This window comes from Kitasatospora sp. NPDC048662, from assembly GCF_055587065.1.
The window spans coordinates 396,183-415,704 of record NZ_JBVJHA010000001.1; the positions used below are offsets into that span (position 1 = coordinate 396,183).

Consider the following 19,522-nt stretch of genomic DNA (forward strand, 5'->3'; position numbering starts at 1 on the left):
CGCGCAGCATGTTTCTCCCGCTCCGGTGGGAGTTCCGTAGCCGCGCCGCTGAGCGGGACTAGCATGCGGAAGGACAGGGCGGGGACGGCCCCCGAACTGACCGACCGCTCTGAGGAGCGATTAACGATGTTCGAGAGGTTCACCGACCGCGCGCGGCGGGTTGTCGTCCTGGCACAGGAAGAAGCCCGGATGCTCAACCACAACTACATCGGCACCGAGCACATCCTCCTGGGCCTGATCCACGAGGGCGAGGGTGTCGCCGCCAAGGCGCTGGAGAGCCTCGGCATCTCGCTCGAGGCGGTCCGCCAGCAGGTCGAGGAGATCATCGGCCAGGGCCAGCAGGCCCCGTCCGGCCACATCCCCTTCACTCCCCGGGCGAAGAAGGTGCTGGAGCTGTCGCTCCGCGAGGCCCTTCAGCTCGGCCACAACTACATCGGCACTGAGCACATCCTGCTCGGCCTGATCCGCGAGGGCGAGGGCGTCGCCGCCCAGGTCCTGGTGAAGCTCGGCGCCGACCTGAACCGGGTGCGCCAGCAGGTGATCCAGCTGCTGTCCGGCTACTCGACCGGCAGCGGCAAGGAGTCGGCCACGGCCGGCGGCCCCGCCGAGGGCACCCCGTCCACCTCCCTGGTGCTCGACCAGTTCGGCCGCAACCTGACGCAGGCCGCCCGCGAGGCCAAGCTCGACCCGGTGATCGGGCGCGAGAAGGAGATCGAGCGGGTCATGCAGGTGCTGTCCCGCCGCACCAAGAACAACCCGGTGCTGATCGGCGAGCCCGGCGTCGGCAAGACCGCCGTCGTCGAGGGCCTGGCCCAGGCGATCGTCAAGGGCGAGGTCCCGGAGACGCTGAAGGACAAGCAGCTCTACACGCTGGACCTCGGCGCCCTGGTGGCCGGCTCCCGCTACCGCGGTGACTTCGAGGAGCGCCTGAAGAAGGTGCTCAAGGAGATCCGCACCCGCGGCGACATCATCCTGTTCATCGACGAGCTGCACACCCTGGTCGGCGCGGGCGCCGCCGAGGGCGCGATCGACGCCGCCTCCATCCTGAAGCCGATGCTGGCCCGCGGTGAGCTGCAGACCATCGGCGCCACCACGCTGGACGAGTACCGCAAGCACCTGGAGAAGGACGCCGCGCTGGAGCGCCGCTTCCAGCCGATCCAGGTCGCCGAGCCCTCGCTCCCGCACACCATCGAGATCCTCAAGGGCCTGCGCGACCGGTACGAGGCGCACCACCGCGTCTCGATCACCGACTCGGCCCTGGTCGCCGCCGCCACCCTGGCCGACCGGTACATCTCGGACCGCTTCCTGCCGGACAAGGCGATCGACCTGATCGACGAGGCCGGTTCCCGGATGCGCATCCGCCGGATGACCGCGCCGCCGGACCTGCGCGAGTTCGACGAGAAGATCGCCGAGGTGCGCCGCGAGAAGGAGTCCGCGATCGACGCGCAGGACTTCGAGAAGGCCGCCGGTCTGCGCGACAGCGAGAAGCAGCTGCTGACCGCGAAGGCCAAGCGGGAGAAGGAGTGGAAGGCCGGCGACATGGATGTCGTGGCCGAGGTGGACGAGGAGCTCATCGCCGAGGTCCTGGCCACCGCCACCGGTATCCCGGTCTTCAAGCTGACCGAGGAGGAGTCCTCGCGTCTGCTGCGCATGGAGGACGAGCTGCACAAGCGGGTCATCGGCCAGGAGGACGCCATCAAGGCGCTCTCCCAGGCGATCCGCCGTACCCGGGCCGGTCTGAAGGACCCGAAGCGCCCCGGTGGTTCGTTCATCTTCGCCGGCCCCTCGGGTGTCGGTAAGACCGAGCTGTCCAAGACCCTGGCGGAGTTCCTGTTCGGGGACGAGGACGCGCTGATCGCGCTCGACATGTCCGAGTTCTCGGAGAAGCACACCGTGTCGCGGCTGTTCGGCTCCCCGCCCGGATACGTGGGTTACGAGGAGGGCGGCCAGCTCACCGAGAAGGTGCGCCGCAAGCCGTTCTCGGTGGTGCTGTTCGACGAGGTCGAGAAGGCCCACCCGGACATCTTCAACTCGCTGCTGCAGATCCTGGAGGACGGTCGCCTGACCGACTCCCAGGGCCGGGTCGTGGACTTCAAGAACACGGTCATCATCATGACCACCAACCTCGGCACCCGGGACATCTCCAAGGGCTTCAACCTGGGCTTCGCGGCCACGGGTGACGTCCAGACCGGCTACGAGCGGATGAAGGCGAAGGTCGGCGATGAGCTCAAGCAGCACTTCCGCCCCGAGTTCCTGAACCGTGTCGACGACATCGTGGTGTTCCACCAGCTGTCCGAGGCGAACATCATCGAGATCGTCGACCTGATGATCGCGAAGGTGGACCAGCGCCTGAAGGACCGCGACATGGCCATCGAGCTCAGTGTCGAGGCCAAGAAGCTGCTGGCGAAGCGCGGTTACGACCCGATCCTGGGTGCCCGTCCGCTGCGCCGCACGATCCAGCGGGAGATCGAGGACCACCTGTCCGAGAAGATCCTGTTCGGTGAGCTGCGGGCCGGCCACATCGTGGTGGTCGGTGTGGAGGGTGAGGGCAAGGAAGCCAAGTTCACCTTCCGCGGTGAGGAGAAGTCCCCGGTGGCGGACACTCCGGCGGCGGTCTCGGCGACCGGTCCGGATCTGACGAAGTAATAGATCCACAAAGCGCGTTCCAAGCCGCCGCCTCCGACCTGATCAGGTCGGGGGCGGTGGCTTTTTCGCGTCCGGGTTTTCAGTTGAAAAACTGTTTAGGTTTCCGTGCGCTGTGAATGCGGGGGCCGTGGAGGCCGAACGGGTGGGCTCCGGCGCGGTGTGAGTGCGACCGATCCGCAAGCGGCCCACACCGTAGGTAGATTGACGGATCGTCAGATAATTTGAGTTGCCGGAGCATAGCGGCGTGGCCATGGCACGGTCAAGGTCTTTCTTTTTTACCCGACCTTGGGTCCAATGTCGTCCACCTGTCTTGCATTGGTTCACCGGCTCGGCCATCAGCCGCACCGGTAAGGGGAGGACGTCCCACGTTGAAGATGACCAAGAAGGTCGCCGCGGCCTCCGCCGCCATCGCGGTGACCGCCGCGCTCGGCGTCGGCATGCTGCCGGGTACGGCCACCGCCGCCCCGGCGACGCCGGTCGCCAAGGACCCGGCCGACGCCATTCAGAACGACACGGTGCCGCGCGAGCTGCAGAGCCCGCTGACCGACAAGGTGCAGGCCGAGCAGAAGGCCGCGATAGAGCAGCTGGTCAACGGCACCGCGAAGGTCGAGAAGCACGGCAGCAGCAGCGCGGTCAAGCTGGGCCGCGACAAGTACGTCGAGCTCTCCCGTGAGCGCACCGACCGGATCTTCACCATCCTGGTCGACTTCGGCGACCAGGTGGACAGCACCACCAAGACCCCCGACGGCAAGGTGAAGTACGGCGGCACCCCCGGCCCGGCGCACAACCAGATCGCCTCCCCGGACCGCACCAAGGACAACTCCACTGCCTGGCAGGCGGACTACAACCAGGCCCACTACCAGGACCTGTACTTCGCGGCGAACAAGCCGTCGCTGAAGACCTACTACGAGAAGCAGTCCTCGGGCCGCTACTCGGTCGACGGCCTGGTCACCGACTGGGTGCGGGTCCCGTGGAACGAGGCCCGCTACGGCTCGGACTACTGCGGCCAGCACGTCTGCGCCAACGCGCAGGACCTGATCCGCGACGGCATCAACGCCTGGGTCGCCGACCAGAAGGCCAAGGGCCGCACCGACGCGGACATCAAGGCCGACCTGGCGCAGTACGACCAGTGGGACCGTTACGACTTCAACGGCAACGGCAACTTCAACGAGCCGGATGGCTACCTGGACCACTTCCAGATCGTCCACGCCGGTGAGGACCAGTCGGCCGGCGGCGGCGTCCAGGGCACCGACGCCCTGTGGGCGCACCGCTCGTACGTGTACGCCAACCAGGCCGGCAAGACCGGTCCGGAGAACAACAAGCTCGGCGGCACCCCGATCGGCGGCACCGGCCTGTGGGTCGGCGACTACACCATGCAGCCGGAGAACGGCGGCCTGGGCGTGTTCGCCCACGAGTACGGCCACGACCTGGGCCTGCCGGACCTGTACGACACCTCCGGCACCGGCATCGACAACTCGGTCGGCTTCTGGTCCCTGATGTCCTCGGGTTCCTGGCTGGGCGAGGGCCGCAACGAGATCGGCGACATGCCGAACGACCTGGACATCTGGTCGAAGCTGAAGCTGGGCTGGCTGGACTACGACACCGCCAAGGCCGGCAAGAACGCCGTCAGCCTGCTCGGCCCGGCCGAGTACAACAACAAGCGCAAGCAGGGTCTGATCGTCGACCTGCCGGCGAAGACCGTCACCACCGAGATCAACACCCCGTTCGCGGGTGGCAACGAGTGGTGGAGCGGCAGCGCCGACAACCTGAACGTCGCCCTGACCCGTGACGTCGACCTCACCGGGAAGACCTCGGCCTCGCTCACCGCGAAGGCCTGGTACGACCTGGAGCAGGACTACGACTTCGCGTACGCCGAGGTGTCCACCGACGGCGGCAAGAACTGGTCCTCGCTGGCCGGCACCTTCAACGGCAAGGCGCTGCCGGAGAACTCCATCACCGGCAACTCGGCCGGCTGGGGCGACCTGGCGTTCTCGCTGGACGCGTACGCCGGCAAGGCGATCAAGGTCCGCTTCCACAACACCACCGACCCGGGCGTCCACATGAAGGGCCTGGCCCTGGACGAGATCGCGGTGACCGCGAACGGTGCGGCCATCTTCACCGATGGTGCCGAGAACGGTGACAACGGCTGGACCGCGTCGGGCTTCTCCCGGATCTCCGGCAAGTTCAACAAGGACTACGACCAGCACTACCTGGTCGAGAACCGCCAGTACGTGTCCTTCGACACCACGCTGAAGACCGGCCCGTACAACTTCGGTTCGGCCGCCCGCCCCGACTGGGTCGAGCACTACGCCAACCAGAACGGCATCCTGATCTGGCTGTGGGACTCCTCGCAGTCGGACAACAACGTGGCCAACCACCCCGGCCAGGGTCTGATCCTCCCGATCGACGCCCACCCGGCCCCGCTGAAGTGGAACGACGGCAGCCTGATGCGTCCGCGCTTCCAGGCGTACGACTCCACCTTCCGCTTCGAGCGCACCACCGGCCTGCAGCTGCACAAGGCCGACGCGCTCACCAAGATCCCCAGCGAGCGCGGCGTGACGGTCTTCAACGACCGCACCAACAGCTACTGGGACGCATCGAACAAGTACAGCTCCGTCCAGGTGCCGAACACCGGTACCCAGATCCAGGTGCTGTGGCAGTCGCACAACGAGCTGGAGGCCCTGATCCAGGTCAAGCGCTCCAAGTGACGCTTGCCTGAGCACGGCTGAACGGCAGTACTGAACGAAGGGCCCCGGCGGTTTTCGGACCGCCGGGGCTCTTCGCCGTTCCTGAACTCCTCGGCTATCGGAGCAGCGCGAGGAAACCCGCCATCGCCGCGCTGACCTCCTCGGCGCTCCACTCCAGGGCGGCGGCGGCCACCGTCACCTCGGTCAGCGCCACGCCGGGCTGCGGGCCGGGCTCCCACCAGCCGCCGAACAGCGACACGCCCTGTTCCTCGGCCTGCCGGTGGCCGGCCTCGACCAGCCGCTCGGCCGGGTACGGCAGCCAGAGCTGGAACTGGTGGGTGTGCGGCGGCTCCGGGTTGATCCGGGCGCCGGGGGTCTCGGCGAGCGCGGCGGCGATCACCTTGGCGTGCGCCACGTAGTCGGGCAGCCGGGGCAGCTCGCGGTCCAGGCCGGCCAGCGCGGACAGCACCGCGGGCCACTGCTGCCACAGCTTGCCGCCGTAGCGGTGCCGCCAGACCTTGATCCGGCGGACGAACTCCTCCTCGCCGGCGACCAGCGCGCCGCTGTGCCCGCCCAGCGACTTGTAGCAGGAGACGTACACCGACCCGGCGCGGGCGCAGATCTCCGGCAGGCTCCGGCCCAGGTGCGGGGCGGACTCCCACAGCCGGGCGCCGTCCAGGTGGACCGGCAGGCCGCGGTCGGCGGCGAAGTCGTACAGCGCGGACAGCTCCTCCCAGCTGGGCAGCAGGAAGCCGGCGTCGCGCAGCGGGAGTTCCAGCATCAGGACGTCGAACGGCTCGTCCAGGGCGGCCAGGTCCGCGGCGGTGGGCTGCTGCCGGCCGGTGGCCTGCGGGACGGAGCGCAGGCCGCTGAGCACCTGGTGGGCGCGGCGCTCGTGCACCTCGGGGTGGGCGAGCGGGTGCATCGCGACCACCGGGCCGTGGGTGTCGGCCCAGGTCTTCAGGGCGGCCTGCTGGGCCATCGTGCCGGTGGGGAAGTAGGCGGCGTCGGGTTTGCCGAGCAGCTCGGCGGTGCGGCGCTCCAGGGTGCGGACGATGCCGTTGCCGTACAGGTCGGTGGGCTCGTCCAGCGGGTAGGGGCCGTCGGCCAGTGCGGCGAGCTCGGCGAGGGATTCGCGGACGGTCTGCGGGCGGCCGCCGGACAGCAGGCGGTGGGCCTGGCGGCGGGCGGTGAAGCGGCGGTCCTGCACCGGGGTGTCATTCATCAGCTGATCATCTCCGACGGCTGGGTGGATCGGATGGCGCAGCTGGTTCGAAAGCCGGTTCTACCCGGGGCGCTCCGGGGTCAAACCGGCCGCTTCCCGGTGGCGCTGGTCACAGGGCCTCGGCGACCTACGACCGGAAGTAGGAGGTTCGAGGGCGAATATGCCGGTTCGCGGGAGGCTCCGGGTCGGTATTCCGTGAGCTTCGTCCACTACCCGCCGTCGTACGTCACACGCTTGGGCCTGCCCCGGGGGGTCGTTTACACCGGAGTCGTTCCACCAGTTCGGCGAGCCCCCCGGCTCGGCCCCGCTCTGGCCCCGTCCGTGAGGTACCGACTCCCGATGCGTTCTTTCCCCGCCACCGGCCGCCGGATTCTCCAGGCGATCAGCACCCGCCACATCCACGCCATCACCGGTTCCGGCGCTGCCGCCGCTGCGGCCCCGGCCCGCCGAACCCCCACCAAGGCGGTCGTCGCCGGCGCCGCTGTGGCCGCCTTCGGCGCCGTGCTGATCCCTGCCGGACACGCCTCCGCGCAGACCGTCCCGGCCGCCCTGGGCAGCTCCCCGTTCGCCGCGGCGGACACCCACCTGGAGAGCGGCGACCTGGAGCTGTCCGCTCCGGCTCGCCACCAGGACGACAGCAGCCCGATGGCCAAGGTCGCCGCCAACCTGGAGCACCTGGCGAAGCAGGCGGACGAGCACCCCGCCGACGGGCACCCGGCCGTCGAGCACGCCCCGAGCGAGCACCAGGACCAGGCGCAGCCGGCCGAGCAGCCCGCCGGCCCGGCCGAGCAGCCCGCTCCCGCCGAGCAGCCGGCCCCGGCTCCCGCCCCCGCCCCGGCGCCCGCGCCGGCTCCCGCGCCCGCTCCGGCACCCGAGCCGGCTCCCGCGCCCGCGCCGGCACCCGCGCCCGAGCCGGTCAAGATGGACTGGTCCTCCCCCGCCCCGGGCGCTCGGATCAGCAACCCGTACCACAAGACCAACCCGTCGTACGCGGCCGGCTACCACACCGGCACCGACTTCGCGGTCTCCGTGGGAACCCCGCTGCTGGCGGTCGGCAACTCGACCGTGGTGTCGTCCGGCTGGGCCGGCGCGTACGGCAACCAGGTCGTGCTGAAGCTGGCCGACGGCCGCTTCGCCCAGTACGCGCACCTGTCGCAGCTGGAGGTGAAGGCCGGGCAGCACGTGAACGCGGGCGACCGGATCGGCAAGTCCGGCAACACCGGCAACTCGACCGGTCCGCACCTGCACTTCGAGATCCGTACCGTCAACCAGTACGCGAAGGTGACCGACCCGATCGGCTACCTGAAGGGCCACGGCGCGAACAACTTCTGATCCGCCACCCGGGCCCTGCCCCGTCGAGCCGTCCGCGTCAGTGCGTGGGCGGCTCGATGTGTGCGGCGACCTCCAGGGCGACCTCCAGGGCCGCCTCCATCGCCTCGTCCAGGCCGGTGACCGGGCCGGTGCGCTCCTGGCCGGGCTCGCACAGGTCGGCCTTGAGCAGGAACATCGCCGAGTGCATGGACGTCAGCGCGACGGTGGCGCGCAGCTTGTCGCGGAAGCTCGGCTCCGGCCCGTGCAGCAGGGTGATCATCTTGATCATCCGCTCCTTGAACGCCAGCCCGGCCGCGGACTCCCGCAGCGCGGGCTGGTTCTCGTGGAAGAAGCGCAGCAGCGGCGCCCGCTCGCCCATGCCGGCGGCGAACCGGCGGATCAGTTCGTCGCGCAGTTCGGGTGACCAGTCCTTGCCCTCGCCGAACGCGATGGCGTCGTCCAGCGGGGCGGCCATCTTCTCGACGATGCCGCGGACGATGTCGTCCTTGGTCTTGAAGTGGTAGTACAGGGCGGCCTTGGTGACGCCGAGGCGGTCGGCGATCTCGCGCAGCGAGGTCTTCTCGTAGCCGTGCTCGGCGAACAACTCCAGTGCCACGTCGATGATCCGCGCTCTGGTGTCGCTGCGGGGGCTCTGGGGAGTGGTCATCGCTGGCGGCCTGCCTCGTGAAGTGCGGACGGGTGTCAAGGTCCGGTTCTTGGTCGCATTCTCCCTGCCCAGGGGGGCTGCTTCGAAACTGGCTTGACGACCGGCTAGGGAACAACTTACCGTGCCGAACGGCGATTAACTAGCCGGTCGTCAAGTAAGTTCCGTCGCGGACAGCACCGCGGCACCTGCGCCCCGGGAGAGACGCACCATGACAACCCAGCAGTCCGAGGCGGCTCCGGAGGAGCCGATCGTCGTCCTCGGGAAGGACGACGGATTCGAGCAGCGGCCGCACCGCGAGGTGCGCCTGGTGATGATCGGCCTGGTGATCACCATGCTGCTCGCCATGCTCGACAACCTGATCGTCGGCACCGCGATGCCCACCATCGTCGGCGAGCTGAACGGCGCCGAGCACATGTCCTGGGTGGTCACGGCGTACACCCTGGCGACCGCCGCCTCCACCCCGATCTGGGGCAAGGTCGGCGACCTGTACGGCCGCAAGGGCTCGTTCCTGGTCTCGATCGCGATCTTCCTGCTCGGCTCGGCGCTGTCCGGCATGTCGCAGAGCATGACCCAGCTGATCGCCTTCCGCGCCGTCCAGGGCCTGGGCGCCGGCGGTCTGATGGTCGGCGTGATGTCGATCATGGGTGCGCTGGTGCTTCCCCGTGACCGCGGCAAGTACCAGGGCATGTTCGCCGCCGTCATGGCGCTGGCCACCATCGGCGGCCCGCTGATCGGCGGCTTCATCACCGACCACCTGAACTGGCGCTGGACGTTCTACGTCAACCTTCCGCTGGGCGCGATCGCGCTGATCTTCATCGTCGTGGTGCTGAAGCTGCCCAAGATCCGCTCCAACGCCAAGATCGACTATCTCGGCGCGGCGCTGCTCACCATCGGCATCGTCTCGATGGTGCTGATCACCACTTGGGGCGGCCACGAGTACGCCTGGAGCTCCAAGCAGATCCTCGGCCTGGGCGCGCTGTCCGTCGCCTCGCTGATCGGCTTCTGCTACGTCGAGCAGCGGGTCGCCGAGCCGATCATCCCGCTGGGGCTGTTCCGCAACCGCAACTTCACCATGGTCTCGATCATCGGCTTCATCGTCGGTTTCGCGATGTTCGGCGCGGTCACCTTCCTGCCCACCTACCAGCAGATCGTCCAGGGCGCCTCGGCGACCAACTCCGGCCTGCTGCTGATGCCGATGATGTTCGGCATGCTGGTGATCTCGCTGGTGGTCGGCCAGGCCATCACCAAGACCGGCAAGTACCGGATCTACCCGATCATCGGCACCGTGGTGATGGGCGGCGGCTCGCTGCTGCTGTCCACCCTGTCCGTGGACACCTCCAGCTTCGCCTCGTCCTGCTACATGGTGGTGCTCGGCGCCGGCATGGGCTTCCTGATGCAGGTCACCATGCTGGTCGCGCAGAACAGCGTGGAGATGAAGGACATGGGCGTCGCCTCGTCCTCCGCCACGCTGTTCCGCACCATCGGCGGCTCCTTCGGTGTGGCCCTGTTCGGCACCCTGTACATCAACCAGGTCAACAAGAGCGTCGCGAAGCTCCCGCCGGAGGTCCTGCAGCACATGCAGCAGGCCGGCGGCGGCGGCGAGGGCATGTCGGCGATGAACCCGGCCACCCTGAGCAAGCTGCCGCCCGACGTGCTGAACGCCTACCAGCACGGCATCTCCAACGGCATGCACACCGTCTTCCTGTGGGGCGCGGTGATCAGCCTGGTCGCCGTCGTCGCCGCGCTGTTCCTCCGCGAGGTCAAGCTGCGCGGTGGCGCGGACGCCGCCGAGGCGAAGGCCGAGGCCGCGCTGGAAGGCGCGATGTGACGGCCCGCGAGGCCTGAGGGACGGCCCGGGACCGACTGGTCCCGGGCCGTTTCGCGTCTACTGGGGCAGCCGGTAGGTGCCGGGGCCGACCGGCTCCACCAGGCCGTCGGCGACCAGGCCGTCCAGGGCCCGGGCGCGCTGGATCGCGTCCGGCCACACCACGTCCAGCTGGCCCTGGGTGACCAGGCCGTGGGCGTCCCGCAGCACCGCCAGCAGCTTGCCGCGCACCTGCCGGTCGGTGCCCTCGTAGGTCTGGCCGCGCCGGGCCGGGCCCTGGTACGGCGGGCAGCCGGCCCGCTGCCAGGCGCACTCGGCCAGCAGCGGGCAGCCTCCGCACTCGGGGCCGCGCGCCGTGCACACCAGGGCGCCCAGCTCCATCACCGCGACCGCCCAGGTCGCGGCCCGCTCGTCACCGGCCGGCAGCAGCTCGTGCGCGGTGCGGCGCTCGGCGGCGGTGGTGGCGTTCGCCGGGTACTCGACGCCGGTGACGGCGCGGGCGAACACCCGGCGCACGTTGGTGTCCAGCACCGCGTGGCGCTGCCGGAACGCGAACGAGGCGACCGCGGCCGCCGTGTACTCGCCCACCCCGGGCAGGGCCAGCAGCGCCGCGTGGTCGTCCGGCACCACGCCGTCGTGCTGCTCGGTGATCGCGGTGGCCGCCGCGTGCAGCCGCAGCGCGCGACGCGGGTAGCCGAGCCGGCCCCACATCCGGACCGCCTCGCCGGGCGCGTCCGCGGCCAGGTCGGCGGGGGTGGGCCAGCGCTCCAGCCAGGCCGCGTATGCGGGCAGCACCCGCTTCACGGGCGTCTGCTGGAGCATGAACTCGCTGACCATCACCGCCCAGGGCGAGGCGTCCGGGGTCCGCCAGGGCAGATCGCGGGCGTGGGCCTCGTACCAGCCGATGACGGTGGAGTGCAGCGCCTGTACGGCGACGGGGGCGAGAGTCGAAGCAGTGGCAACCATGGCCCCTCGATCCTGCCACGAGGTGCCGCGCGGGCTTAAAGCCCCAGGTCGTCCAGCTCCTTCAGCAGGTCGGCCCGCGAACCGGCGGGAGCGGTGGAGGGGCCGGCGGCCGGAACGGAGGCCGGACCGACGGCCGGTACGGCGCCTGCGGCGGGAGCCGCCGTCCGCTTCGGCTCCCGCGCCCGGAATATCCAGGCGCCGGCCAGACCGCCGACCAGGCCGCCCAGGTGCCCGAGCCAGGACACCCCGGGGGTGCCCGGGATCGCCGTGGTCAGCAGGTACGCGAAGGACGCGCCCATCACCAGGCCGATCAGCGTGTCGATCAGGTTGCGGTCGAACAGGCCGCGCAGCACCACGTAGCCGAAGTACCCGAAGATCACTCCGCTGGCGCCGACGGTCACCACGTCGTCCCGCTCGAACAGCCAGACCGCCATGCCGCTGGTCACCACCAGCAGCGCCGTCAGGGCGAGGAACTTGCGCACCCCGCGGTAGGCGGCGAGGAAGCCGAACACGAACAGCGGGCCCGAATTGCCTTCCAGGTGCTGCCAGTTCAGGTGCAGGAACGGCGCGGTCAGCAGGTTCGGCAGGCTGTCCAGCTGGTGCGAGCGGATGCCGTGCTGCAGGGCGATCTGCTCGTCCATCGCCCAGTTCGCCACCTGCACGATCCAGATCAGGCAGAGGAAGCCGAACATGGTGAAGAAGGCCCTGCGCGCCTCGGCGATCAGCTGCGCGGGGTCGAGGGTCGCGGTGCCGGGAGCGGAGTCGTGCGGGGAGGCCATGAGGGCGACTATAGGGCGGCGCACCGTCGTGTCGAGTCCCCCGACCGGAGCAAATGGCGGATCATGTGAAAGAAGTGCCTCTGCTGCGGTGTTGATGCGTCAACAGACGCACAAGGTCTCGTAGAGTTTGCCCGTGCCTTCTCTGCGCCAGCCCGTCGGACCGCTGCCCGCCTCGATCTACTGGCGGCGCCGCGTCGTGGTCCTCGCTGTCCTCGCCGTCGTTCTGCTGCTGGTCGGCTGGCTCGCGTTCGGCACCGGCGGGGACGGCGAGAAGCAGAAGAAGGCCTCCGAAGCCACCGGTGCACAGCCCGCGCCCGCCCAGTCCATCACCCCCGGCGCCTCCCCCAGCGGCCCCGCCATCACCACCCGCCCCGGCGGCAACGGCGGCGGCTCGGGCGGCGGCGCGGCCGGCGAGCTGAACGTGACGGGCGGCGGCAGCGGCGGCTCGGGCAGTAACGGCGGTTCCGGCAACGGCGGTGGTACGGGCAACGGCGGTGGCAGCAGTTCGAACGGCTCCGGCGGCAGCGGCGGGCGCGCCGCCTCGCCCGGCCCCTCGCCGGCCGTCAACACGCCCGAGGTGATGGCCCTCCCGGTCTGTGCCACCTCTCAGCTGTCGCTGGAGCTGGCCCCCGCGCAGAACTCCTTCGCCGCCAAGGACAAGCCGCGCCTCGCCCTGACCATTCGCAACTCCTCGGGCTCCGGCTGCCGGGTCAACCTCTCGCGCGAGAACTCGGCGCTCACCATCACCTCCAGCACCAATGAGCGGATCTGGTCGTCCGCCGACTGCGTCCCGGAGAAGGTCGACGCCTGGGCGCAGATCGCCGGCAACAGCGGTGTCACCGAGACCTTCGGCTGGGACCGCGGCCGCTCCAAGCCGCAGTGCGCCAGCGCCGACCCGACGCCGGCCCAGCCCGGCAACTACCTGGTCCAGGCCGACCTGACCGGCCCGGCCGGCGGCCCGCTGTCGGCCCGCACCTCGGTCCGCCTGGAGGGCTGACGGCGGTCCGCCTGGAGGGCTGACGGCTCAGCCTGACAGGCCCAAGGACCTGACCAGCTGGGCGAGTTCGACCCGGAACAGCTTCTCCGGCGAGGTCGTCTGCGCGCCCAGGTGCCCGTAGACCTCCAGCGCGACCAGGCCGTGCAGGTGGCCCCAGATCCGCAGGGCCAGGGCCACGCCGGCCGGGGGCAGCGCGGGGAAGGCCGGGCGGACCTTGTCGAGCAGGCCGGTGTCGAAGTCGTCCCAGTCGAAGTCCGCGCCGCCGTGCGCGGGTTCGGCGTGCGCCCAGGCGGCGTCGGCGAGCGCCGCGATGCCGACGCAGACCCGGCGGGCGGCGTCCGGTGCGGCGCCGCCCTCGGGGGCCCGGTAGCCGGGGACGGGGTCGCCGTAGACCAGCCGGAAGCCCTCGGGGTTGGCCAGTGCCCAGGCCCGGAACGCGCCCGCCCAGGCCTGGATCCGCGCTGCCGGGGTGTCCGCCGCGGAGTCGGCCCAGGCGGCGTCCACGGCGTCGGCCAGCGCGGTGTAGACGTCGGAGATCAGGGCGGTGACCAGGTCGTCGCGGGTCGCGAAGTAGCCGTAGATGGCGTTCGCGGTCATGCCCATCTCGCGGGCGATCGCCCGCAGGGTGATCGCGTCGGGGCCGCCGGAGCGCATCAGCTCCAGGGCGGTGCGCTTGATCTCGGCGGTGGTCTCGGCGCGCAGTCGTTCGCGCCGTCCGGTGCTGGGGGTGGCTGCCACGGGTCGAATCTACAGCGTCACCGCTCTGATTGCCGTGCAGAAACTTCACGCCGTATAGTCACTGCACGGCGTGCAGCGCTCGGCTGTCCGCAGGCATGAGATCAGGGGAGAACCATGCACATCGGCGTCATCGGAGCCACCGGCACCATCGGCAGCCGGATCGTCACCGAAGCCCTCGGACGCGGGCACCGGGTCACGGCGTTCAGCCGGGACGCGTCCGCGATCACCGACCGGCGGGAGAACCTCGACTGGGCGAGCATCGACGTCCTGGACCCGGAGAGCGTCGCCGCCGCGCTGCCGCCCGGGCTGGACGTGCTGATCAGCGGCTTCCAGCCGGGGAACGCCTCGCTCGACTTCCACGACACCGTCCGGCGCTCGATCGCCGACCCGGGCGTCTACGCGCGGGCCGCCCGCTCGCTGCTCACCGCACTGGACTCGCGCCCGCGGGTCCGGCTGATCGTGATCGGCGGGGCGGGCAGCCTGGAACAGGAGCCGGGCGTGGTGCGTGCCGACCACGACGAGCTGCTGCATTCCCTGCTCGACGAGCTCGGCCTGCCTCGCGAGTACGCCGCCGCCGTCCGCGGCCACCGGGACGCGCTCGACGTGCTGCGCACCTCCAACCGGCTGTGGACGTACTTCAGCCCGGCCGAGCAGATCGGCCCCGGCGAGCGCACCGGCCGCTTCCGCCTCGGCGGCGACCAGCCCGTCGTGGACGCCGACGGCAAGAGCCGGATCTCCGCCGAGGACGCCGCGATCGTCCTGGTCGACGAGGCCGAACTGCCCCGTCACGTGCAGCGGCGCTTCACCGCCGGGTACTGATCCGGAGCCGCAGCTCACGCCTTCGGCCAGCTCGTGCCGCGCAGCGAGCGGCCGAGGGTGAGCGGGAGCAGGCCACCGGCGAGCAGGGCGGCGAGCAGCGGCAGCACGGTGGTGGCGGGGAGGCGGTCGAGCAGCAGGCCCGCGGTCATGGTGCCGACGGGCAGGCCGGCCATCAGCAGGGTCATGGTGGCGGCCACCGCGCGGCCGCGCATCGCCTCGGGGACCTGCTGGAAGACCAGCACGTCGAGCATGACGCGCAGGGCGGGCACGCCCAGCGACATCACGGCGAGCGCGGCGAACACCACCACCGGGCCGCCGGCCAGGGCGGGGACGAGGAACAGCAGCGCGGCCGTCCAGGCGACGGCGAGCAGCAGCACGCCGGGGGCGAGGGTGCGGTGCAGGCGGGTGACCAGCGGGGCGCCGAGCAGGCCACCGACGGCTTCGCCGGTGAGGGCGAGGCCGGTGCCGGCCTCGGAGGTGCCGTGGTCGCGCAGCAGCACCATGACGGCCAGCAGCATCGCGGAGCCGGCCAGGTTGAGCGCGACGGTGACCAGCACGGTGGCACGCAGCGTCGGGTCGGCGAACAGGTACCGCAGCCCGGCGAACACCGCGCCCTTCTCCTTCCCGCCGCTCGCCGCCTGCCCCTCGGCCGGCTCGGGATCGAAGCGGACGGCCACCGACGCGCCGAGCGCGGCCGCGGAGGCCAGCACGGTGGCGAGGAAGGGGACGGCCCGGCCGAGGCCGAGCAGGAAGCCCGCCAGTGGCGGTCCGGCCAGTGCCGCGCCGTTGACCCGCAGTTCGTCCTGGGACAGCGCCTGGCGCAGCTGCTCGGGCGGGACGACGGCGCGCAGGGCGAGCATCCGGGCGGGGCCGCCGTAGGCCATGGTGGCGCCGATGGCGGCGGCGGCCAGCAGGGTGTGCGGGACGGTCAGCCGGTGGGTGAACAGCGCGACGGCCACGCTGAGCGCGGTGACCAGCCGGACGGTGTCGGCGAGGATCAACACCCGCCGTTTGTCGTGCCGGTCGGCGACCGCGCCGCCGTGCAGGCCGAACAGCACGGACGCGCCGAACTGGACGGCACCGAACGCCCCGGCGAGGGTGGGCGATCCGGTCATGGCGAGCAGCAGCAGCGGGTACGCGGTGTCGGCGACGCAGGTGCCGAGCATCGCGGCCGCGGAGCCGGCCCACAGCGTCTGGAACCGCCGGTTGCGGCGCAGCGGCACCGCCTCGGACACGGCCTTGGTCGGGCTTTCGGTCACCGTCATCACTCCACCCCGTTCACGTATCGCGCAACCATTCACGTCTGCGTGAATGGTTGCACGGGCGCGAATGATTGCACAAGGGCCAACGCTGTGGCTGAATGTGAACGTGGTTGATCAGATGAAGGAACGCGAGGTCACCGACGTCGCGACGTTGAAGGCCCTGGCCGACCCGCTGCGCCTGGCCGTGCTCAGTGCGCTGATGAAGCGGGACCCGCAGCCGATGTCGGTGAAGGAGATCGCGGCCGAGCTGGACGAGGCGCCGACCAAGCTCTACCGGCACATCAAACAGCTGGAGCAGACCGGGCTGGTGCACGTCGCGGAGACCCGGCTGGTGTCCGGGATCGTGGAGAGCCGCTACCGCTCCGCGCAGCAGTCACTGCGGCTTTCGCCGCAGGTCCTCGCGGAGGGCGAGCAGCCGCCGGAGGCGCTGGGCACCGTGCTGGCGACGATGGACCTGGTGCGGGCCGACTTCCGGCGCAACTTCCTGGCCGGCCGGATCGACCTGACCCCGGCGGCCCAGGGCAACCCGCTGCCGAACAAGTTCGCGCACACCAACGTCCGGCTCACCCCGGAACGGCTGCGCAGGCTGCGCTCCCGGCTGGACGAGCTGCTGGACGAGGTGTTCGCGGAGGACGACTCGGCCGAGCCCGACGCGGTCGAGGTGACCCTGTTCGCGCTGATGTACGCCGTCCTGCCCACCAAGGACTGACGACTGCTCAGACGTAGCGTTCCAGGATGGAGGACTCGGCGAGCCGGGACAGCCCCTCGCGCACCGAGCGGGCCCGGGTCTCGCCGACGCCCTCCACGGTCTGCAGGTCGTCGATGGACGCGGCCAGCAGCTTCTGCAGGCCCCCGAAGTGGTCGACCAGCCGCTCGATCACGGTGTTCGGCAGCCGCGGCACCTTGGCGAGCAGCCGGTAGCCGCGCGGGGAGACCGCGGAGTCCAGCGACTCGGGGGTACCGGTGTAGCCGAGCGCCTTGGCGACGGTCTGCAGGTCCAGCAGCTCGGCGTGGGTGAGCGCCTCCAGGTCGTCCAGCACCTCGGCGACGGTACGGCCCTTCTTGGCGGCCCGGTCCGGGAAGTAGTCGCGGACCACGAGTTCGCGCTCCGGCTCGACGCCGGCGATCAGCTCGTCCAGCTGGAGCGACAGAAGGCGGCCGTCGGTACCGAGTTCCAGCACGTAGCCGGCGATCTCGCCGGCGATCAGCCGGACCATCTCCAGGCGCTGCACCACGGCCGAGACGTCCCGGACGGTGACCAGGTCCTCGATCTCCAGCGCGGAGAGCGTGCCGGCCACCTCGTCGAGGCGCAGCTTGTAGCGCTCCAGGGTGGCCAGCGCCTGGTTGGCGCGGGACAGCACGGTGGTGGAGTCCTCCAGCACCCGGCGGGTGCCGTTCACATACATGGCGATCAGCCGCATCGAGTGCGAGACCGCGACCACCGGGAAGCCGGTCTGCCGGTTGACCCGCTCGGCGGTGCGGTGGCGGGTGCCGGTCTCGTCGGTGGGGATGTTGGCGTCCGGCATCAGGTGCACGCCGGCCCGCAGGATCTTGGTGATGTCCTTGTCGAGGATCACCGCGCCGTCCAGCTTGCACAGCTCGCGCAGCCGGGTGGCGGTGAACTCGACGTCCAGCACGAAACCGCCGGTGCACAGCGCGTCGACGCTCTTGTCGAAGCCGAGGACGATCAGGCCTCCGGTGTTGGCCCGGAGCACCCGCTCCAACCCGTCCCGCAGCGCCGTGCCCGGCGCGACCGCACTCAGGGAAGCCCGCAGCAGGGCCTCCTCGCGGGGGGACTTGTCCGCCCGGTCGATGGCTGCCACGTGACTCCTTGGGCCGACCCGGACCGTGTGGCCACGATGCCCGACGGTCTGTCTGTTATTACTGCACTTGACGGCAATTAGCAGGTGCAGTCTAACTGCGTGCGGCAGCGGCGGGACGAGGGTCAGGCCAGTTCGTCCGAGTCGAGCGGCTCCCAGCCCGCCATCAGCTCGTCCGGGTACGCCGGAACCGGCGCGGCGGCGCGCTCCCGGGCGGGGGCCCGGCCGGCCGGGACGCCCTGCGGCGCGGCGTCCTGACGGGGCTTCGAACGGGGGCGGCGGCCGGGGATCGCGCGCAGCGCCTCGCCGATGTCGGAGACCTCCACCACCTTCATGCCCGGCGGCACCTTGCCCGGGTCCGGCGGCACCAGGGCGTGCGTGAACCCGAGCCGGTGCGCCTCGGCGAGCCGGCGCTGAACGCCCGTCACCCTGCGCACCTCGCCGGCCAGGCCGACCTCGCCGATCGCCACCAGGTTGTTCGGCAGCGGCGTGTCGGTCGAGGAGGACGCCACCGCGAGGGCGATCGCCAGGTCCGCCGACGGCTCGGTGAGCTTCACGCCGCCGACGGTGGCGGTGTAGATGTCCTGCTTGCCGAGTTTCACGCCGCCGTGCCGCTCCACCACCGCCAGGATCATCGCGATCCGCGGCGACTCCAGGCCCGAGGTGGTGCGCCGCGGCGAGGGGATCTGCGAGTCGACCATCAGCGCCTGCACCTCGGCCACCAGCGGCCGCTTGCCCTCCAGGGTGACGGTCAGGCAGGTGCCGGCCACCGGCTTGTCACGGCGCGTCAGGAACAGGCCGGACGGGTCGGCGAGGCCCACGATGCCCTCGTCGTGCAGCTCGAAGCAGCCGACCTCGTCGGTCGCCCCGTAGCGGTTCTTCACGCCGCGGATCAGCCGCAGCCGGGCGTGCCGGTCTCCCTCGAAGGACAGCACCACGTCCACCAGGTGCTCCAGCAGGCGGGGGCCGGCGATCTGGCCGTCCTTGGTGACGTGGCCGACCAGCAGGGTCGCCATGCCGCGTTCCTTGGACGCCCGGATCAGCGCGCCCGCCACCTCGCGGACCTGCGCGGGGCCGCCGGGGGCGCCGTCGAGTTCGGCGGAGGCGATGGTCTGCACCGAGTCCAGGATCAGCAGGCCCGGGTTGACCGCCTCGATGTGGCCGAGCACCGCGCCGAGATCCTGCTCGGCGGCCAGGTACAGGTGCTCGGAGAGCGCGTTGATCCGGTCGGCGCGCAGCCGGACCTGCCCGGCGGACTCCTCACCGGTGACGTACAGGGTGCGGTGCCGGTCGGTGGCGGCCTTCGCCGCGACGTCCAGCAGCAGGGTGGACTTGCCGACGCCCGGCTCGCCCGCCAGCAGCACCACGGCGCCTGGCACCAGGCCGCCGCCGAGCACCCGGTCCAGCTCCGGCACGCCGGTGGAGCGGGCGGTGGCCACCTGGCCGTCGACCTGCGCGATCGGCTTGGCCGGCGCGGAGACCGGGCCCGCCGCCGTGGTGCGGATCGGCACCGCGCCGTACTCCTCGACCGTCCCCCACGCGTTGCACTCGGGGCAGCGGCCGACCCACTTGGGCAGCTGGTGGCCGCACTCGGTGCAGCGGTACGCCGGGCGCGGCTTGGCGGAGGTCTTGGTACGGGCAGCCATGCGCGCCACGGTAGCGCCTCGCACCGACAGCACCCGCCCGTGCCCGGCGGGCGGCGGCGTCCGGCGGGCGGCGGTGGGTGGCGGCGTCCGGCGGGCGGCGGTGGGTGGCGGCGTTCGGCGGGCGGCGGTGGGTG

At 71.1% G+C, this 19,522-nt stretch carries 15 protein-coding genes; 7 read left to right on the forward strand and 8 right to left on the reverse strand.

Annotated features, from left to right (window positions below; translation table 11 throughout):
- The first annotated feature begins 126 nt into the window (after positions 1-126).
- On the forward strand, positions 127-2,646 hold the full coding sequence (locus tag ACZ6R9_RS01875) for an ATP-dependent Clp protease ATP-binding subunit (protein WP_380484269.1): 2,520 nt from the start codon (positions 127-129) through the stop codon (positions 2,644-2,646).
- Positions 2,647-3,020: 374 nt separating this feature from the next.
- Positions 3,021-5,354: an immune inhibitor A domain-containing protein gene (locus tag ACZ6R9_RS01880; protein WP_380484489.1), complete on the forward strand. Its 2,334-nt coding sequence runs from the start codon at positions 3,021-3,023 to the stop codon at positions 5,352-5,354.
- Positions 5,355-5,448: 94 nt separating this feature from the next.
- On the opposite strand, the gene ACZ6R9_RS01885 is transcribed toward ACZ6R9_RS01880, so the two are convergent.
- Positions 5,449-6,558 carry a threonine aldolase family protein gene (locus tag ACZ6R9_RS01885; RefSeq protein WP_380484267.1) on the reverse strand — a complete coding sequence of 370 codons (1,110 nt, stop codon included), beginning with the start codon at positions 6,556-6,558 and terminating at the stop codon, positions 5,449-5,451.
- 339 nt (positions 6,559-6,897) lie between these two features.
- Between ACZ6R9_RS01885 and ACZ6R9_RS01890 the strand changes: the two genes are divergently transcribed.
- Positions 6,898-7,890, forward strand: a complete 993-nt coding sequence (locus ACZ6R9_RS01890) for a M23 family metallopeptidase (protein ID WP_465535839.1) — start codon at positions 6,898-6,900, stop codon at positions 7,888-7,890.
- Positions 7,891-7,927: 37 nt separating this feature from the next.
- Here ACZ6R9_RS01890 and ACZ6R9_RS01895 read toward each other — a convergent pair whose 3' ends face one another.
- A complete protein-coding gene (locus ACZ6R9_RS01895) occupies positions 7,928-8,536 on the reverse strand; it encodes a TetR/AcrR family transcriptional regulator (RefSeq protein WP_380484263.1) in 609 nt (202 codons plus the stop codon).
- Positions 8,537-8,744: 208 nt separating this feature from the next.
- Here ACZ6R9_RS01895 and ACZ6R9_RS01900 point away from each other — a divergent pair, with 208 nt between their 5' ends.
- Positions 8,745-10,364 carry an MDR family MFS transporter gene (locus ACZ6R9_RS01900; protein WP_465535842.1) on the forward strand — a complete coding sequence of 540 codons (1,620 nt, stop codon included), beginning with the start codon at positions 8,745-8,747 and terminating at the stop codon, positions 10,362-10,364.
- A 57-nt stretch (positions 10,365-10,421) separates the two neighbouring features.
- Here ACZ6R9_RS01900 and ACZ6R9_RS01905 read toward each other — a convergent pair whose 3' ends face one another.
- Complete coding sequence (locus tag ACZ6R9_RS01905) at positions 10,422-11,327, reverse strand: HhH-GPD family protein (RefSeq protein ID WP_465535844.1); 906 nt, start codon at positions 11,325-11,327, stop codon at positions 10,422-10,424.
- A gap of 35 nt (positions 11,328-11,362) precedes the next feature.
- Positions 11,363-12,106 (reverse strand): rhomboid family intramembrane serine protease, encoded by a 744-nt coding sequence (locus tag ACZ6R9_RS01910; protein ID WP_380484257.1) that lies wholly within the window; start codon positions 12,104-12,106, stop codon positions 11,363-11,365.
- Between the two features lie 133 nt (positions 12,107-12,239).
- On the opposite strand from ACZ6R9_RS01910, the gene ACZ6R9_RS01915 reads away from it, so the two are divergent.
- Entirely contained in the window at positions 12,240-13,103 is an 864-nt protein-coding gene (locus tag ACZ6R9_RS01915; protein WP_465535846.1) for a hypothetical protein, read from the forward strand.
- Positions 13,104-13,130: 27 nt separating this feature from the next.
- Here ACZ6R9_RS01915 and ACZ6R9_RS01920 read toward each other — a convergent pair whose 3' ends face one another.
- The gene (locus ACZ6R9_RS01920; RefSeq protein ID WP_465535848.1) at positions 13,131-13,841 is read right to left on the reverse strand and encodes a TetR/AcrR family transcriptional regulator; all 711 of its coding nucleotides are present in this window, start codon (positions 13,839-13,841) and stop codon (positions 13,131-13,133) included.
- Between the two features lie 114 nt (positions 13,842-13,955).
- On the opposite strand from ACZ6R9_RS01920, the gene ACZ6R9_RS01925 reads away from it, so the two are divergent.
- The gene (locus ACZ6R9_RS01925; protein ID WP_380484251.1) at positions 13,956-14,660 is read left to right on the forward strand and encodes an NAD(P)-dependent oxidoreductase; all 705 of its coding nucleotides are present in this window, start codon (positions 13,956-13,958) and stop codon (positions 14,658-14,660) included.
- Positions 14,661-14,674: 14 nt separating this feature from the next.
- On the opposite strand, the gene ACZ6R9_RS01930 is transcribed toward ACZ6R9_RS01925, so the two are convergent.
- A complete protein-coding gene (locus ACZ6R9_RS01930; protein WP_465535851.1) occupies positions 14,675-15,925 on the reverse strand; it encodes an MFS transporter in 1,251 nt (416 codons plus the stop codon).
- Positions 15,926-16,028: 103 nt separating this feature from the next.
- Here ACZ6R9_RS01930 and ACZ6R9_RS01935 point away from each other — a divergent pair, with 103 nt between their 5' ends.
- Positions 16,029-16,631, forward strand: a complete 603-nt coding sequence (locus ACZ6R9_RS01935) for an ArsR/SmtB family transcription factor (protein WP_465535853.1) — start codon at positions 16,029-16,031, stop codon at positions 16,629-16,631.
- Positions 16,632-16,638: 7 nt separating this feature from the next.
- Here the strand turns inward: ACZ6R9_RS01935 and disA are convergent, their stop codons facing one another.
- Both disA and radA read right to left on the reverse strand, forming a co-directional pair.
- Positions 16,639-17,745: a DNA integrity scanning diadenylate cyclase DisA gene (gene disA, locus ACZ6R9_RS01940; protein WP_380484244.1), complete on the reverse strand. Its 1,107-nt coding sequence runs from the start codon at positions 17,743-17,745 to the stop codon at positions 16,639-16,641.
- Positions 17,746-17,867: 122 nt separating this feature from the next.
- A complete protein-coding gene (gene radA, locus ACZ6R9_RS01945; protein WP_380484242.1) occupies positions 17,868-19,388 on the reverse strand; it encodes a DNA repair protein RadA in 1,521 nt (506 codons plus the stop codon).
- Between the last annotated feature and the right edge of the window lie 134 nt (positions 19,389-19,522).

What these genes read in the sequence shown, in the direction of transcription:
- ACZ6R9_RS01875 (WP_380484269.1), top strand. Translation starts at nt 127, where the DNA reads ATGTTCGAGAGGTTCACCGACCGCGCGCGGCGGGTTGTCGTCCTGGCA.
- ACZ6R9_RS01880 (WP_380484489.1), top strand. Translation starts at nt 3,021, where the DNA reads ATGACCAAGAAGGTCGCCGCGGCCTCCGCCGCCATCGCGGTGACCGCC.
- ACZ6R9_RS01885 (WP_380484267.1), bottom strand. Translation starts at nt 6,558, where the DNA reads ATGAATGACACCCCGGTGCAGGACCGCCGCTTCACCGCCCGCCGCCAG.
- ACZ6R9_RS01890 (WP_465535839.1), top strand. Translation starts at nt 6,898, where the DNA reads ATGCGTTCTTTCCCCGCCACCGGCCGCCGGATTCTCCAGGCGATCAGC.
- ACZ6R9_RS01895 (WP_380484263.1), bottom strand. Translation starts at nt 8,536, where the DNA reads ATGACCACTCCCCAGAGCCCCCGCAGCGACACCAGAGCGCGGATCATC.
- ACZ6R9_RS01900 (WP_465535842.1), top strand. Translation starts at nt 8,745, where the DNA reads ATGACAACCCAGCAGTCCGAGGCGGCTCCGGAGGAGCCGATCGTCGTC.
- ACZ6R9_RS01905 (WP_465535844.1), bottom strand. Translation starts at nt 11,327, where the DNA reads ATGGTTGCCACTGCTTCGACTCTCGCCCCCGTCGCCGTACAGGCGCTG.
- ACZ6R9_RS01910 (WP_380484257.1), bottom strand. Translation starts at nt 12,106, where the DNA reads ATGGCCTCCCCGCACGACTCCGCTCCCGGCACCGCGACCCTCGACCCC.
- ACZ6R9_RS01925 (WP_380484251.1), top strand. Translation starts at nt 13,956, where the DNA reads ATGCACATCGGCGTCATCGGAGCCACCGGCACCATCGGCAGCCGGATC.
- ACZ6R9_RS01930 (WP_465535851.1), bottom strand. Translation starts at nt 15,925, where the DNA reads ATGACGGTGACCGAAAGCCCGACCAAGGCCGTGTCCGAGGCGGTGCCG.
- radA (WP_380484242.1), bottom strand. Translation starts at nt 19,388, where the DNA reads ATGGCTGCCCGTACCAAGACCTCCGCCAAGCCGCGCCCGGCGTACCGC.